Genomic DNA, 15,021 nt, shown 5'->3' on the forward strand with positions numbered 1-15,021 from the left:
TAAAAGCAGATGTAATTAAACAATCGACTGATATGGAGACTGTCAAGTAAAATGTGTAAAGTCTAGAAGCTAGACGTGGAGACGATCCTCGAAGAGGATGGCAAAGCGATTAAGAGCAGGTTTCCAATCACGAATCGGCATCGTCCACTTCTTCGAGATATTCCGCATTGCTAAATAAACGAGCTTGAAAGCAGCATCATCAGAGGGAAAAATCTGTTGGGATTTAATCACCTTCCGCAAACTACTGTTCATCGACTCAATCGCATTGGTGGTATAAATCGCCCTGCGAATCTCGGTCGGGAAAGCAAAGAAGGGGATAATGTTTGCCCAATGACTGCGCCAAGACTTGGAGATTGATGGATATTGCTTGTCCCACTTTTCAGCAAAGAGTTCGAGATTAAACTCAGCCTCCGATTCCGTCGCCGCGCTATAAATAGCCTTGAGGTCAGCACAAACTTGCTTGCGTTGTTGCCAAGGTACAAAAGCGACCGAGTTTCTGACCATGTGGACAATGCATAACTGCACCTGAGTTTTAGGAAATACCGTCTCAATCGCATTAGGGAAACCAGTCAAGCCATCGACACAGGCAATCAAAATATCTTTGACCCCACGGTTGTGAATTTCGGTGAGTACTGACAACCAGAATTTCGCACCTTCATTCGGAGAAATCCACATACCCAGTAATTCCTTGTACCCGTCCATATTCACGCCCAAGGCAAAGTACAAGGATTTGTTAATCACTCTGCCATTGTCTCGGACTTTGATGACTAGACAGTCCAGAAAGACGATTGGATAGACTGCGAGAGTGTAAAGTGAAGTGTGTAAAGTCTGGGATATATACAGAGAGATGATCTAGACACACAATTACCAACACTAAAACTGATGAATATACGCAAAGAATTGCTCGACGAATTGCTGCAAGAATGTAAAACACCACCTGACCTATTCGGAGAAGGAGGCATTCTGAAGCAACTGACGACCGCATTAGTGGAGCGAGCATTGGAAGCAGAACTATCCATGCATCTGGGCTACGGAAAACATGAACCAAGACCAGAAGGACAAACTAACAGTCGCAATGGCTATAGCCAGAAAAAAGTGCAAGGTGACTTTGGCGTAGCCGAAATCGCAGTCCCCCGAGATCGGCAAGGGGAGTTTGAACCGCAGATGGTGAAGAAAGGACAAAGTCGCTTGTCAGGACTAGATGAAAAGATCATTGCTCTCTACGCACGAGGTATGAGTGTCAGGGATATTCAAGCCCAGTTGCAAGAAATGTATGGTGTTGAAGTATCACCAACACTTATTTCCAATGTTACAGATGCAGTAATTGACGAGGTGAAGCAATGGCAAAACCGTCCCCTTGAAGCAGTCTATCCAATCGTCTTTCTGGACTGTCTAGTCATCAAAGTCCGAGACAATGGCAGAGTGATTAACAAATCCTTGTACTTTGCCTTGGGCGTGAATATGGACGGGTACAAGGAATTACTGGGTATGTGGATTTCTCCGAATGAAGGTGCGAAATTCTGGTTGTCAGTACTCACCGAAATTCACAACCGTGGGGTCAAAGATATTTTGATTGCCTGTGTCGATGGCTTGACTGGTTTCCCTAATGCGATTGAGACGGTATTTCCTAAAACTCAGGTGCAGTTATGCATTGTCCACATGGTCAGAAACTCGGTCGCTTTTGTACCTTGGCAACAACGCAAGCAAGTTTGTGCTGACCTCAAGGCTATTTATAGCGCGGCGACGGAATCGGAGGCTGAGTTTAATCTCGAACTCTTTGCTGAAAAGTGGGACAAGCAATATCCATCAATCTCCAAGTCTTGGCGCAGTCATTGGGCAAACATTATCCCCTTCTTTGCTTTCCCGACCGAGATTCGCAGGGCGATTTATACCACCAATGCGATTGAGTCGATGAACAGTAGTTTGCGGAAGGTGATTAAATCCCAACAGATTTTTCCCTCTGATGATGCTGCTTTCAAGCTCGTTTATTTAGCAATGCGGAATATCTCGAAGAAGTGGACGATGCCGATTCGTGATTGGAAACCTGCTCTTAATCGCTTTGCCATCCTCTTCGAGGATCGTCTCCACGTCTAGCTTCTAGACTTTACACATTTTACTTGACAGTCTCTAGACTGCTTCAAGGGGACGGTTTTGCCATTGCTTCACCTCGTCAATTACTGCATCTGTAACATTGGAAATAAGTGTTGGTGATACTTCAACACCATACATTTCTTGCAACTGGGCTTGAATATCCCTGACACTCATACCTCGTGCGTAGAGAGCAATGATCTTTTCATCTAGTCCTGACAAGCGACTTTGTCCTTTCTTCACCATCTGCGGTTCAAACTCCCCTTGCCGATCTCGGGGGACTGCGATTTCGGCTACGCCAAAGTCACCTTGCACTTTTTTCTGGCTATAGCCATTGCGACTGTTGGTTTGTCCTTCTGGTCTTGGTTCGTGCTTACCGTATCCCAGATGGGTTGATAGTTCTGCTTCCAAGGCTCTCTCCACCAACGCGGTTGTCAGTTGTTTCAGAATGCCTCCTTCTCCGAATAGGTCAGGTGGTGTTTTACATTCTTGCAGCAATTCGTCGAGCAATTCTTTGCGTATATTCATCAGTTTTAGTGTTGGTAATTGTGTGTCTAGATCATCTCTCTGTATATATCCCAGACTTTACACACTTCACTTTACACTCTCCTGATATGGCGATCGTTTTACCTACTCACAACCTGAGTACGCGCCTGAGAACGAGATTTAGGCTTATCTTTTACCACAATCTCCACATCACGACCTAGAGAATTTAAAAACCTAAACAACCTCACAGTCGAGAATCCTGATAACTTGCCATTGATCAAAGCCGACATCTTAGGCTGATCAATTCCCAATAGTTTAGCCGCTTCAACTTGAGTGATTCCTAATTTAGTAATGATACTGCTAATTTTGTAAGCAAGTTCTGCTTTGACCAGCAACTCATCAGAATTCTCTAATCCCAAATCTGCAAAAACATTACCACTGCTCTTTTGTACCTTAATCTCTTCACCCATTTAGCACCTCTATTTATTTCTTGTTGTAATGCTCAGCATAGTGTTCTTTAGCCCGTTTTAGTCTTGCCTCAATCAAATCCATATCTTGCTTTGGAGTAGCAATGCCCTGTTTCGATTTCTTTTGAAAGGAATGCAAAACATAAACAACATCAGCAAATTTGATCGTATAAACTGCCCGATAAGTGTCTCCATCAAAATCTTCTACTATTTCCACAACTCCAGCACCTTTAAAACCTTTAAGTGGCTTAGCAGAAGGATGTTTATCTCCACATTGAGCGATGTACAAAGCATAACCCACAACTTGCTGAACCTCGTCTGGGAAATCTTTTAAATCATCTAGCGAACTCCCAATCCACTCAACAGATTTCAACGGTAAAATACTCACATTACAAATATGCTAACACTAGCATATCGCATAAAATTAATATTGTGGCATAAAGCTTTAAAAGCAGATGTAGTTAAACAATCGTCTGATATGGCGATCGCGAATCTTTACTATTACTTCAATTAGATAATTCAAGACTATGCAAACACTACCTAAAATCGAAGAAATATTAATCGCAGTTATCAAGGCACTGGTCAGTTAAATCGTGATAGACATATTTGAGTCTTTTTTATCGACATGAAATGGACGTTTCAGAACTCATCCCACATTAGCTGACCAGTGCCTAGGTTTAACTGCTTGATGGTGCAATGTGGTGATGACGCTTGCTGGTGATCGTTTGCTAAGTGGCATCTCGCCAAGCTGACCGATGAGGGCATTGATAAAAGCGATCGCCTTGAGGCAGGAGGATTCTTATGCCCAAAGCCTGGATCGGCTATCCGATGCGAAAGGATTATGTCACGCCAGACTTTTACGAGTTACAAGACGCATATTAAGAAGGAAGCACCCAATGGGTGCTTCTTTCTTAATATGGAAGGGGCGGCGCATTGCGCCGCCCCTTCCATATTATGTGACTACGACATTAGCCCTCACCCATTTCCGAAATTCTCTTAAAGCTCCACTTTCTCCTAAAGTTAAGCGTTGCTGCACATATTCGACAATAATCGCGGCGGGTAAATCAGGAAAGGCTAAACTCTTCTCAATCGGTTTATATTCTCCATTCTCTAGAGCCAGAAATTCTAAGCTATAGCCATCATAGCGCCACACTTCAGGCACACCAAGTAAGGCATATATCGGTAAACGGCGATCGCTTGGATTGGTGATATCAACTTCTAAAACTAAATCAGGCGGTGGATCTTGCCCAACAATCACATTCTCTTGAGCGCGAATCCTTAACTCATTTTTGAGGTAATAACAAGAATCTGGTTCCCCACCTATTTTTAGTTCAGGTATTTTCATTAGCAAAGAACCTAGACATCGCATATCAATTTCTAGTTCATCTACATAAACTGTTAATAATCTATCAAAAAAGCGACTGCTACCTTCGTGAAGTGAGAGGGGAGACATGATTTCGAGAGTGTCGTTGAGGTAATGAAATAAAGTCTTGCGGCGATCGCCTAGATCGGTAAGTAAATTTTCAAAAGTATGCCAACTAACGTTATGCAAAATCACGCGATTTTCGGCAAGGGGGCGGTTTTGTTCAGCGATCGGCGATGGGGAATTAGTTTTTCTGATTGTTGTGGCGGTCATAGTGATTTCCTCCAATCTGAATTAGATCTAGCGATCGCGTACATTCTTACTCCTGTTAATTTTAACGTGAGTTCGATAACGCGCTTTGCGCCGCGCAAATGACGTTATCGAACTCACGTTATTTTAGAAATTTTTGGAAATTTTCAAAAAAGCTCTTGTCTAAATACACGCACTAGTATTAAGATAGATAACGGTTAAATGGCGAGCGTAGCCAAGTGGTTAAGGCAGAGGTTTGTGGTTCCTCCACGCGTGGGTTCAATTCCCATCGTTCGCCCTTAAAAATTAAAACCATAAAAACCCAAAACAAAAGAGAGTGCCTAGCGCTCTCTTTTGTTTTTTGAGTATTTTGACGCTATCTCATGGGTCTAAAATTGCGAGAGAGTTTTATTTGTGTTTGGCAAACTTTCTCTTGGCAATTTTTAATTAAGGACTGCTGTATTTTCATGGGCAAGACAGTTACAAGATTTTGGGCGATCGCCTTAATCGCACTTTTGAGCGTCGTATCGCTCGGTGGCTTATTTCCACAAGGTTCAAGGGCTGAGGGAAATGCGATCTCGATCGCGGTGGCAGCCCCTCTAAGCGGCGATGGAGCCAGTGGTGGACAGGAAATTGTCGATAGCGTCAAACTATATATTGATGCAACTAATCGGGATGGGGGGATCAATGGTCGTCAGCTTAAATTAAATGTTTTTGATGATAAGGGTAATGTGGATGGGGCAACTCAAGTTGCTAACGACATTGCCAAAAGTGATGCTCTTGTAGTTTTAGGACATCGCTCCTCTGATGCTTCGATCGCTGCGGGTAGTATCTATCAAGACAAGAAATTACCAGCGATTACGGGGACGGCGAATAATCCCAAAGTTACGAGCGATCGCCCCTATTATTTTCGGATAATTTATACCAATCCTGCTCTTGCGAAAACCCTGTCCATCTATGCCCAGCAGGTACTTCAGTTCAAAACTGCAAGTGTGATTTATGACAAAGCTAGCAAAAATGAACAAGCCCAGTCAGAAGTAATTAAGTCTGCCTTTGAAGCCAATGGTAATGGCAAAATTCAAAAAATTTGGGCGATCGATTCTGACCCCAATAATCGCAAATCTTCGGTGCAGCAAATTGTCAATGAAATTGCCGCCGAGCCTGAAACGGGAATTTTGTTTTTAACTTTATCTAAAGAAGAGGTTGCTGAAGATTTTTTGGTAGCTCTCAAACAAAAGGGGTTAAAGAATTCGATTTTAGGTGAGCAGGCTCTCGGTCGAGAAAACTTTGCCAAACGTTTTGAAAAATATGATGAAGAAAAGAAAAATGCAGGATTCTTTACGGATGGAATGTATGTGCCATTGCCGATCTTGTTTGACAGCGCAGGAGCTGATGCTCAAGACTTCTTAACTGCCTATCAAAAAGCCTATAACAAGACTCCCTCGTACTTAGGGGCAAAGTTTTATGAGGCAGCGATCGCCGCAGTGGACGCAATTCGTAAAGCCAATCCTAAAGGCACAAACATAGAAGGCGATCGCGAACAGGTGCGTGATGCTCTGTCAAAACTCAACAATCGCAAGGTGGGGATCAGGGGCTTAACGGGTTTGCTGTACTTTAATAGCGATCGTAATAGCGACCAGCCTGTGCGCCTTGCCCAATTCCAAAACCAAAAACTAATTTCCGCATCTCAACAATTTACGCCGATCGCCAATCCTGAACGGTTGAATTTACCTAAAGAATTGCAATCGGGCAGTATTGTCCAGTCGGGCGATCAATATTTTTGGCGGCAGCGTGTGGTTTACGCAGGTATGGATATCAATAAGTTGAATCGGATTGATAAGTCCACCTTTACCGCCGATTTTTATGTATGGTTCCGCTATAGCGGTGGTGATGAACCTACCGAAATTCAATTTCCTGATGCAGTGAGCAATAGCGTCAATCCTACGGCTCCCGTATTTGATGGCAAAGCTCCGATCAAGGCGCAGGTAGTTAATGGTTTAAACTATCGCCTCTATCGGGTGCGTGGCGAGTTCCGTAATGCCTTTGATTTTCGCGATTATCCCTTTGACTCGCAAAGATTGAATTTACGCTTTGATAATCCCAACTTGTCCACCGAGCGCCTAGTTTATGCGATCGATAAGGTTGGCTTAAAACTACCAAGACCTGAAGCCGATGAACGTAAGCCATTTCAAGGGCTGCAACTGTGGAATTTTAAAAGTATTACCTATTTCCAAGATTCCTCACGTAGTACCTCCACCCAAGGCGATCCCGATCTATTTCAATCCAATGCTCAAATTGAATATCCCGGTTTGAGTATTCGCATGACCTTCCAGCGCAAAACCTTAGTATTTCTCTCTAAGAATGTTTTGCCCTTAATTTTGCTATCTCTCTTAACCTATTGCTGCCTATTCTTCCCCTACAGCATGTTTGTACCCCGCACGATGGCTCCTGCGTCGGCATTACTATCAGGAATTGTGTTGTTACTCTCCTTTAACAATCAACTCCCTGAAGTTGGTTACACCGTGGCAATGGAATATGTGTTTTATGTCTATTTCTGTTTATGTTTATTACCAATTTTAGTCACAGTAATCGGTACAAAATTGGACAAAGATGGTCATAAAAAAGCCTTTAAATATCTAAATATCGCTTCGTGGATTGTCTATCCATTGATTCTGATAATTACCATCTCTACCTTTGCGATTACCTATAGCGATCGCTTAGTTTAATTTGAACAATGAGGTTGTGGCACTTTGTGTCACAACCTCATTTTTGTTTGAGCAATAACAACTAAAAAATGTCATCAGCTTTCTGTCAGTTAGCTGTAAGGGAACTATGAATATTAAGTGGAAATCTCAACTATTGTTGTTTATGGTGGCAATAACCACCTCGGTCTTATCAGCATATTCGGGGTTTGAAGCGAACAATGCCATGATCGAGAATGCCAAGAAACGGGAACTGAATATCACAGCTACATTAATTCAGAACAATATTAACGAGCAGATTAACAAAGCTGCTGCCCGTGCATCAATGGTGTCTTCGTTACCCTCGATCAAACAAGCTTTTCGCGCCAAAGACCGCGAAGCGATCGCATCCCGCCTATTGCCTGCCATGATTGTTCAACGCGATCAGTTTGGCGTGAGAGAAGGACAGTTTATTCTGCCACCTGCCATCTCTTTTCTCCGCATCTATGCTCTCAAGGATGGACATGGCGAAGATTTGAGCGGATTTCGCCAGATGATTCTTGTTGCCAATCGCACTGGAGAACCCCAACGTGGTATGGAAATCGGTCGTCGCGGACTCAGCATTCGTGCCGTCTATCCCGTCAAAGATGATGGGGGATTGATTGGCTCCTTTGAAATTGGGATGAGCTTCTCATCGGTACTAACCCAAACTAAGGCAAATACTGGATTTGATGTCGGTGTGTTTATTGACGATAAGTTGATGACTGAGGTAGCCACATTAAATCCTCGTCCCGATAGTGAGCGAATCATCGGTGGCCACCAAACCATTGAAGTTACTGATTGGGCAGCGATTAAGCCATTACTGTCTCCTGCAATCTTTGCCAAGTCTCGCGATGTTTCCTTTGACCTGCTCACGGTAAATGGTACAGCCTATTGAGGGAAAGAGTAGTACAAGATAAGCTAGGATAGCAAAACCCAAAAGAGAGTAAAAAATGGCACCTTACTCACTAGATCTCAGAGAAAAGATCGTAGCAAACTACGAAGCAGGAAATACATCGATTCGGGAAGTAGCGAAGCAATTTCAAGTCGCGACGAAAACAGTGCAAAAACTACTGAATCAATACCGAGAGACAGGAGAACTAAACCACAAACCATTAGGTAGTCCAATCAAAAGTCCCCTCGAAGCGCATCAGGAGAAAATCCTCGAAATTGTCTCAGAGCATCCAGATTGGACACTATGGCAGTACTGTGAAGAAGTAGCAGAACAAACAGGAGTATCAGTGACCACAGGCAGCATGTGCCGATTTTTCCAGAGGCATAACATCACTCTAAAAAAAAGACCTATCGCCATGAAAAGGTAAAAAGTGAGGCAGTACAACAGCAAAGATGTGAATTTTGGGAAGCATTGAATGAAGTGAAAGCTGAAGATCTGATTTGTATTGATGAAACGGGAGTATGGCAGGGGATGGAACGCTCTGTGGCAAGAAGTGAATGTGGCAAAAGAGTATTCAGTCTTCGTCCCTTTTACAAAGGTCAGAAATACACAATAATTGGCGCTATTTCAGTTGATGGGATTGTTTGCCTGAAAACGATTCAGGGTTCTATGAAAGGAGCAGATTTTCTCACCTTTGTCCAAGATGACCTAGTACCTAAATTACGTCCTGAGCATAGGATCATCATGGATAACCTCAACTGCCATAAAGTTGAGGGGGTCGCAAAAGCAATTACAGCGACAGGTGCTAAGATTTTGTACTTACCCACCTATTCTCCTGATTTTAATCCAATTGAGATGATGTGGTCGGTTCTCAAATATTTTATTAGATTGCTTAGACCTCATTCTCAAAAACTACTTCAGCATTTAATCAACGTTTTCCCTTACTTGTTAGAAAAAGATTTCTTCAAAAATTGGTTTACTAAGTGTTGTTACTGTACTACTTAATCCCTCAATGGACTGTATCGATTATGGGCTTGTCTTAGTGCCAGTGCTTGACTATAAGGGCGAACGCATTGGTGCAGTAGTTGCAGTTCGTGACTTTGGCGAATTCCAAAACCAACAAAGGTGGGCGCTCACAAGCACCGTTGCCATGTCGGGACTACAGATAGTATTGCTAACAGGTGCATTGTTACTGGTAGTCAATGCCATGCTACTGAAACCATTTGAGGCGATCGCTAGTGCCAGCAATCAGCTTGCCGATGGTAAACCAGTTGCCGATCTGGAGGATTTGGCAAACCGTCGCGACGAAATTGGGGACATGGCGCGATCACTACAAGCACTCGTCGCTCAAGGGAACTCGAAGAGTGATGATAGGGAGTCCCACAATGCGTAGATATAGACCTTGGAAAATTTGGTTATCTCGCCTCCTCATCGCCTTGGTATGCGGATTTTCCATCTACTTTGCTACCGACATCGGGACAGGGTCAAACATAATAACGACGGCGATCTTTGCCCAATCTAATACGGAGACAGCAAGTAATGCGTCAGCCCCACTAGCTAAATTGCCAGCGATTAGTCCTGCCGAGGCAGCAAACCCTCCTGTGATCAAGGATAGCGTCAAAAAATCTACTCCAGATGCCAACCCATTGGGGATGAATAATCTTGTACCTTTTCCATCTAACGTGGCTTTGCCAATGCGGGTTGGTGTGGCTTTATTTGTAAATAACATTAGCAAAATCAACGAAGCCACCAATACCTTTGAGAGTCAGTTCGATATTAGGTATGTCTGGAAAGACCCGCGTTTGGCGTTCGATACTGGCGAGATGGGAACGAACCGTCTAGAATTTGGACAGGAAACTGCGGTAGCTAAGTTAGCAACCATCTGGAATCCCCAAATTAAAATTACCAACATCATTGAGAAAGATGCTCAAATTGTCCCCGGTTTATTCATCCACTACGATGGCAAGGTCGAACTCATCCAGCGAGTCAAAGCAACCTTCGAGAGCAAATTAACTTTAGATGCCTTCCCCTTTGATACCCAGTCACTACTGGTAGCGATGTTGTCATCTAAGTATAATTCCAACCAGATTGCCCTGTCTCAGGATCAAGAAGATCTCAACGAATCAGGACTTGATCAAGATCTCAAAGTTAATGGATGGAAGCCACAGGGTATTACCTTCAAAATGACACAAATCCGCGCTTGGAATGGCGCTTTTCTCCGTCAGATTGAGGCTCGCGTAGGAATGAAGCGAATTCCCAATGCAATTTTAGGCTCGATCTTCACTCCTTTTCTGCTGACTCTGATCGTGCCAACGATCTTGACCTTCTTTTCCAATTCGGAATTAGGTCCCCGTTTAGTCGCATGGAGCGGCTCGATTTTGGCTTTGGTAGCCCTTACCTTCACTTTTTCAGTGCGCTATCCATGGCTCGGTAGTAACAGCCTTGTATCACAGATATTCACAACAGGTCATGCCTATCAGCTGATTTCTGTACTGCTGTCGATCACTTTACTAAATCCTGACATAGCTCGGCGGATGGATCGGTTCATCGTTGCCGAACTCGTCAGATATCTACGGTGGATCGTTCCTGTTGGCTTTTTAGGTGTCTTAATCACCAAGTCATTGCTCACGGCTTTTGACTGGTAAAGCGATCGCACCTTAGCGAGCTCGCTCATATGGGGAAGCAGGTGAAATGGCAAAATAGGGGGGAGTCATTTTCATGAATCGATAAAGATGCGATGATCAAATTTCCCCTGACAAAATTATTAGATGAGCAAGCCAGCTATGAATGGTTATTAGAAATTCTACATCCGAAAGGATTGTATTGTCCCAATGGACACGCAATACCAGTGGGACAAGCACCGCATGATCGCCAACGCGAACCAATCGTCAAATATAAGTGTCGGGGATGTGGGAAAGTGTTCCATATTTTTACAGGAACAGACTTATCAGGAAGTCATTACACCTGTGGTCAGATCGTGCTGATATTGCGTGGATTCTTACAAGGACAAACGACCCAACACATAGCCGAGGAACTAGGACTCGACTATGGGACATTATTGTCTTGGCGGCATCGCATCCAACGACGAGGATTTGCCCATTTGATTAATGGTAATCTGTCCGATGCTGAAACCGAGATGGACGAGATGTTTCAGAATGCAGGAGAAAAGGGAGCCAAAAAAAAGATCCAATAGCAGACCCACCAAGACGACGAGGGAATCAACGCAAAGGCAAAGGAACAATGGCAAATGACCGTCCACCTGTTGTCGGCACGGTTGGACGCAACAGTGGTCAGATCCGCATGAAGGTCTGTGACAATACTCAACAAATCACGATTCAGCCGCAGGTAGAGGTAACAACTTTACCAAATACAACAGTCTATACCGATGAATCTGATGCTTACAATCGCATACCTGATTCTGGTCGTGAGCGTCAAACTGTTTGTCACTCTCAGCGCGAGTATGCTCGCGATGACGATCAAGATGGCTTTTGTGAGGTTCATTGCAATACTATGGAGGGGATTTGGGTTGGTTTACGCAATTTCCTGCGTCCCTTTCGCGGTATTCACAAAAAATATTTGTATCTGTATGTAGCCATGTTTGAGTGGTCATACAATCTGCGTTAGATTGATTTTGACTTTCTGCGTCGTCTTCTTTTTCCTCCTTCCACCTATTTCCCTACATGAGCGAAGAGATTAACCTATTCCGAGAAATGTTGCAGCAGCATCTGCAATGGAATGCAGCAAGACTCGCATTTGTGTGCACATTCCTGATCGCGCTAATACGAGTAAGGACAGTAAACCTAGCCGAAATCGCGACGGGATTTAGCGGCAAAGCCAAAGTTGCATCACATTACAACAGACTACAAAGATTCTTCCGAGACTTTGAAGTAGACTATGAAAGCATTGCCGTAACCGTCGTCAAAGTAATGCAGATACCCGAACCATGGGTAATCTCAATCGACCGCACCGATTGGCAGTTTGGCAAGACAGTTTTCAATGTGCTGACTCTAGGAGTAGTGCATCATGGAATCGCTTTCCCGTTGGTATGGATGATGCTAGATAAAAAAGGCAACTCTAACACCCGTGAACTATGTGAATTGTGGAATCGATTTTTAGAAATATTTGGCAGTCGCAAAATCGCCTTTTTGACCGTAGACCGAGAGTTTGTGGGGGAAGAGTGGTTTGACTATTTGCTGTGTGAGCCATGTACCCCATTTAGAATCCGCATTCGTAAAAACACCTTGCTTGACGATGGGCAGAAGCAACTGCGGGCTGAAGTTTGTTTTCAAGACCTCCAGTTTGGTGAATTTAGGGTGTTGGGCAAACGTAGGCAAATTTGGGGATATTGGCTTTATATTGCAGCAATGCGTCTAGAGGATGGTGAGTTGTTGCTCTTGGTTACTGATCATGCTCCTTATACTGCTATTGCTGATTATGCTAAGCGTTGGGCTATTGAGACTTTGTTTGGTTGTTTTAAATCCCGTGGCTTTTGTTTAGAATCCTCTCATCTTCAGGACTCAGAAAGGCTTTCTAAGCCTATTGCTTTGCTTACTCTGGCTTTGTGTTGGTGTTTTTCCTCGGGTTTATGGCAATTCTTACTCAATCCTCTCAAACCTAAAAAGCATGGTCGCTTACCTAAAAGCATTTTTCGGCTTGGCTTTGATTTCATTCGCCATATCGTCTTTGACTTACACCTCAATTCTGTTGCCTTTTTCAACTCCATTAAATTTTTGTCCTGTACTTAGGTATCATTAACAGAATTTAGCTTTGGTGGCTTAGGACTGACTGCACAAGACTTTCAAGAACTATTTGGTTAATTCATAAGATGTGATTTTTGAGAGAAAGTATGAGGCTCAGCTACAAGAATGTCCAAACAACAAGCAGAATCATCTTGGCGATCGCCTTTTTTTTGGATAGTTGTGGGACTGTTCGGGATAGTCTTTATTTTAGAATTTTCCACACCACCAGACTATGTGATGAGTTATCTCTACGTCAGCCCGATTCTGATTGCTAACTCTCGATTGAGTCGTGGCGCGATATTTCAAATTATCTGCGCTGCGGTAATTTTGACTTTATTAAATATTTGGGTTCCCATCCACGACAAAATTCACACTTCAATGGTGGTAAATCGTTTAGTGACGGTATTTGCTCTGATATTGACTGGGATTTTGAGTGATCGCTATCGTCAGACCCAACAGATTTTAGTCCAGCAACAGGTAAAGCTCCAAGCCCAAGAACAAATCATGAATATGCGAGAGGATTTTGCTTCTACTTTGGCTCATGACTTACGGACTCCTTTACTCGGTGCGATCGAAACTCTTCAAGCATTTGATCGAGGACATTTTGGAACGATTCAATCCACTCAAAAGACAGTCTTAGCTACGATGATTCGCAGTCATCAGAATAGTTTGCGACTAGTGGAAACTCTCCTTGATGTCTATCGCAATGAAACGGAAGGTTTGCAACTACAATTAACACCAATCAATTTAGCAGTTCTCGCAGAGGATGTGGCAACTTCCCTATTGAGTCTATCTACTAATCGTAGTGTCTATCTAAATTTGCACTATGGTGAGTCGGACTTTCGCAAATTCCTATGGGTGAATGGTGATGATTTCCAATTACGGCGAGTTTTTATAAATTTGCTGACCAATGCGATTAATCATTCACCCCGTGGCGCAAAAGTAGAAGTAGTGCTAGAAACTCAATCTGCTTATCAGGTGGTGCAAGTGCTGGATAGTGGTGCAGGGATTAGAGCCGATGAAAAGCCCTATCTATTTGAAAGATTTTATCAAGGACAAAGCGATCGCCTCGCGACTGGTTCGGGGTTAGGGCTATATCTATCTCGCCAAATTATTGAAGCGCATGGCGGTACAATTTGGGCAGAGAATCGACATCCTCAGGGCGCAGTTTTTGGCTTTCGTTTGCCAGCCCTGCCATACTCATCTTCCTAAATAAAAAAATGGCTACGCCATTTTTTTATTTGTTATAACCAGAATATTTTTAGATTCTTGCTTCGCAAGAATTTAAAAATATTCTGGTAGGGCAACCCGAAATTATGACCTTAGATAATCGCAAAATATTGTTAGTTGAAGACGATGAGCTATTTCGCCTTGGTTTGCAGGTGCGCTTGCAGCAGGAAACTAAAATTGCCGTTTTAGCAGAGGCAAGTGATGGAGAAACAGCGATCGATTTGGCAAAACAGCAAATCTTCGATCTTGTCCTCCTTGATATTGGCTTGCCGGGACTCGGCGGTATGGAAACCTGTCGGCAACTCAAACAAAACCATCCCAACCTACCGATTTTGGTCTTAACTTCACGCAATGAGCGTACCCTTATTTCCCGCTTAGTGACCGCAGGCGCACAGGGCTACTGCATGAAGGGTGTTGCCGCCGAGACCTTAATTTTGGCGATGCGATCGCTAATTGCTGGGGCTTCTTGGTGGGATGCCACTGCGACTGCGGAAATTCAGCATACTTTTCAGAATCATTCTTCTGAACTCACGGATGATCCATCCTCTGAGGCAAAGGTCAATACTCTGACTCGGCGTGAGAAAGAAATCCTGATGTTGATGTCAGAGCATAAAACCAATCAAGAAATTGCCGATCTGTTGTACATTTCCTCAGGCACAGTGCGAGTACATATTCATACGATTTTGCATAAACTAGAAGTAGCCGATCGCAAACAGGCGATCGCGATCGCTACCCAAAATAATCTTTTGCCATAAGCAAGATAAGTAGCGCGAAGCGCAACTAT

Annotated in this window: 14 protein-coding genes, 1 tRNA gene and 4 pseudogenes; 14 read left to right on the forward strand and 5 right to left on the reverse strand. The window is 43.5% G+C overall.

Annotated features, from left to right (window positions below; all coding sequences use genetic code 11):
- Positions 1-69: 69 nt before the first annotated feature.
- Positions 70-798: pseudogene (locus NMG48_RS02010) on the reverse strand (IS256 family transposase); the annotation flags it as partial.
- 84 nt (positions 799-882) lie between these two features.
- Here NMG48_RS02010 and NMG48_RS02015 point away from each other — a divergent pair.
- Entirely contained in the window at positions 883-2,094 is a 1,212-nt protein-coding gene (locus tag NMG48_RS02015; RefSeq protein WP_271251719.1) for an IS256 family transposase, read from the forward strand.
- 36 nt (positions 2,095-2,130) lie between these two features.
- Here NMG48_RS02015 and NMG48_RS02020 read toward each other — a convergent pair.
- The 3 genes and pseudogenes from NMG48_RS02020 to NMG48_RS02030 form a co-directional block, all read right to left on the reverse strand.
- Positions 2,131-2,616, reverse strand: a pseudogene (locus NMG48_RS02020) (transposase); the annotation flags it as partial.
- Positions 2,617-2,714: 98 nt separating this feature from the next.
- The gene (locus NMG48_RS02025; RefSeq protein ID WP_271253776.1) at positions 2,715-3,044 is read right to left on the reverse strand and encodes a helix-turn-helix domain-containing protein; all 330 of its coding nucleotides are present in this window, start codon (positions 3,042-3,044) and stop codon (positions 2,715-2,717) included.
- Between the two features lie 13 nt (positions 3,045-3,057).
- The gene (locus NMG48_RS02030; protein WP_441339182.1) at positions 3,058-3,423 is read right to left on the reverse strand and encodes a type II toxin-antitoxin system RelE/ParE family toxin; all 366 of its coding nucleotides are present in this window, start codon (positions 3,421-3,423) and stop codon (positions 3,058-3,060) included.
- Positions 3,424-3,830: 407 nt separating this feature from the next.
- Here NMG48_RS02030 and NMG48_RS02035 point away from each other — a divergent pair.
- Positions 3,831-3,923, forward strand: a pseudogene (locus NMG48_RS02035) (NADH-quinone oxidoreductase subunit C); the annotation flags it as partial.
- 70 nt (positions 3,924-3,993) lie between these two features.
- Here NMG48_RS02035 and NMG48_RS02040 read toward each other — a convergent pair.
- Positions 3,994-4,677 (reverse strand): Uma2 family endonuclease, encoded by a 684-nt coding sequence (locus NMG48_RS02040; RefSeq protein WP_271253778.1) that lies wholly within the window; start codon positions 4,675-4,677, stop codon positions 3,994-3,996.
- Positions 4,678-4,878: 201 nt separating this feature from the next.
- Between NMG48_RS02040 and NMG48_RS02045 the strand changes: the two genes are divergently transcribed.
- The 12 genes and pseudogenes from NMG48_RS02045 to NMG48_RS02100 all read left to right on the forward strand — a co-directional run bounded on the left by NMG48_RS02045 (position 4,879) and on the right by NMG48_RS02100 (position 14,992).
- A tRNA-His gene (locus tag NMG48_RS02045) sits at positions 4,879-4,951 on the forward strand.
- A 169-nt stretch (positions 4,952-5,120) separates the two neighbouring features.
- A complete protein-coding gene (locus NMG48_RS02050) occupies positions 5,121-7,379 on the forward strand; it encodes an ABC transporter substrate-binding protein (protein WP_271253779.1) in 2,259 nt (752 codons plus the stop codon).
- Positions 7,380-7,485: 106 nt separating this feature from the next.
- Positions 7,486-8,271, forward strand: coding sequence for a cache domain-containing protein (locus NMG48_RS02055; protein ID WP_271253780.1), 786 nt, complete (start codon positions 7,486-7,488; stop codon positions 8,269-8,271).
- 55 nt (positions 8,272-8,326) lie between these two features.
- Positions 8,327-8,695, forward strand: a complete 369-nt coding sequence (locus tag NMG48_RS02060) for a helix-turn-helix domain-containing protein (RefSeq protein WP_271251623.1) — start codon at positions 8,327-8,329, stop codon at positions 8,693-8,695.
- Positions 8,696-8,724: 29 nt separating this feature from the next.
- Positions 8,725-9,273 (forward strand): annotated as a pseudogene (locus NMG48_RS02065) (transposase); the annotation flags it as partial.
- 7 nt (positions 9,274-9,280) lie between these two features.
- A complete protein-coding gene (locus tag NMG48_RS02070) occupies positions 9,281-9,661 on the forward strand; it encodes a HAMP domain-containing protein (RefSeq protein WP_271253781.1) in 381 nt (126 codons plus the stop codon).
- The gene (locus NMG48_RS02075) at positions 9,654-10,913 is read left to right on the forward strand and encodes a hypothetical protein (protein WP_271253782.1); all 1,260 of its coding nucleotides are present in this window, start codon (positions 9,654-9,656) and stop codon (positions 10,911-10,913) included. The genes NMG48_RS02070 and NMG48_RS02075 overlap by 8 nt, the downstream gene beginning before the upstream one ends.
- A gap of 92 nt (positions 10,914-11,005) precedes the next feature.
- Positions 11,006-11,461: a hypothetical protein gene (locus tag NMG48_RS02080; RefSeq protein WP_271253783.1), complete on the forward strand. Its 456-nt coding sequence runs from the start codon at positions 11,006-11,008 to the stop codon at positions 11,459-11,461.
- A complete protein-coding gene (locus NMG48_RS02085) occupies positions 11,458-11,892 on the forward strand; it encodes an IS1595 family transposase (protein ID WP_271255227.1) in 435 nt (144 codons plus the stop codon). Before NMG48_RS02080 ends, NMG48_RS02085 begins: the two co-directional genes overlap by 4 nt.
- A 56-nt stretch (positions 11,893-11,948) precedes the next feature.
- On the forward strand, positions 11,949-13,013 hold the full coding sequence (locus NMG48_RS02090) for an IS4 family transposase (RefSeq protein WP_271253784.1): 1,065 nt from the start codon (positions 11,949-11,951) through the stop codon (positions 13,011-13,013).
- 120 nt (positions 13,014-13,133) lie between these two features.
- Entirely contained in the window at positions 13,134-14,219 is a 1,086-nt protein-coding gene (locus NMG48_RS02095; protein WP_271253785.1) for a sensor histidine kinase, read from the forward strand.
- 104 nt (positions 14,220-14,323) lie between these two features.
- The gene (locus NMG48_RS02100; RefSeq protein ID WP_271253786.1) at positions 14,324-14,992 is read left to right on the forward strand and encodes a response regulator transcription factor; all 669 of its coding nucleotides are present in this window, start codon (positions 14,324-14,326) and stop codon (positions 14,990-14,992) included.
- Positions 14,993-15,021 lie beyond the last annotated feature (29 nt).

It is taken from the genome of Pseudanabaena sp. Chao 1811, assembly GCF_027942295.1.
Classification (GTDB): domain Bacteria; phylum Cyanobacteriota; class Cyanobacteriia; order Pseudanabaenales; family Pseudanabaenaceae; genus Pseudanabaena.

Excerpts from the sequence above, each read along its gene's own strand:
- NMG48_RS02015 (WP_271251719.1), top strand. The coding sequence starts at position 883 with ATGAATATACGCAAAGAATTGCTCGACGAATTGCTGCAAGAATGTAAA.
- NMG48_RS02025 (WP_271253776.1), bottom strand. The coding sequence starts at position 3,044 with ATGGGTGAAGAGATTAAGGTACAAAAGAGCAGTGGTAATGTTTTTGCA.
- NMG48_RS02040 (WP_271253778.1), bottom strand. The coding sequence starts at position 4,677 with ATGACCGCCACAACAATCAGAAAAACTAATTCCCCATCGCCGATCGCT.
- NMG48_RS02050 (WP_271253779.1), top strand. The coding sequence starts at position 5,121 with ATGGGCAAGACAGTTACAAGATTTTGGGCGATCGCCTTAATCGCACTT.
- NMG48_RS02055 (WP_271253780.1), top strand. The coding sequence starts at position 7,486 with ATGAATATTAAGTGGAAATCTCAACTATTGTTGTTTATGGTGGCAATA.
- NMG48_RS02060 (WP_271251623.1), top strand. The coding sequence starts at position 8,327 with ATGGCACCTTACTCACTAGATCTCAGAGAAAAGATCGTAGCAAACTAC.
- NMG48_RS02070 (WP_271253781.1), top strand. The coding sequence starts at position 9,281 with ATGGACTGTATCGATTATGGGCTTGTCTTAGTGCCAGTGCTTGACTAT.
- NMG48_RS02075 (WP_271253782.1), top strand. The coding sequence starts at position 9,654 with ATGCGTAGATATAGACCTTGGAAAATTTGGTTATCTCGCCTCCTCATC.
- NMG48_RS02080 (WP_271253783.1), top strand. The coding sequence starts at position 11,006 with ATGATCAAATTTCCCCTGACAAAATTATTAGATGAGCAAGCCAGCTAT.
- NMG48_RS02090 (WP_271253784.1), top strand. The coding sequence starts at position 11,949 with ATGAGCGAAGAGATTAACCTATTCCGAGAAATGTTGCAGCAGCATCTG.
- NMG48_RS02095 (WP_271253785.1), top strand. The coding sequence starts at position 13,134 with ATGTCCAAACAACAAGCAGAATCATCTTGGCGATCGCCTTTTTTTTGG.
- NMG48_RS02100 (WP_271253786.1), top strand. The coding sequence starts at position 14,324 with ATGACCTTAGATAATCGCAAAATATTGTTAGTTGAAGACGATGAGCTA.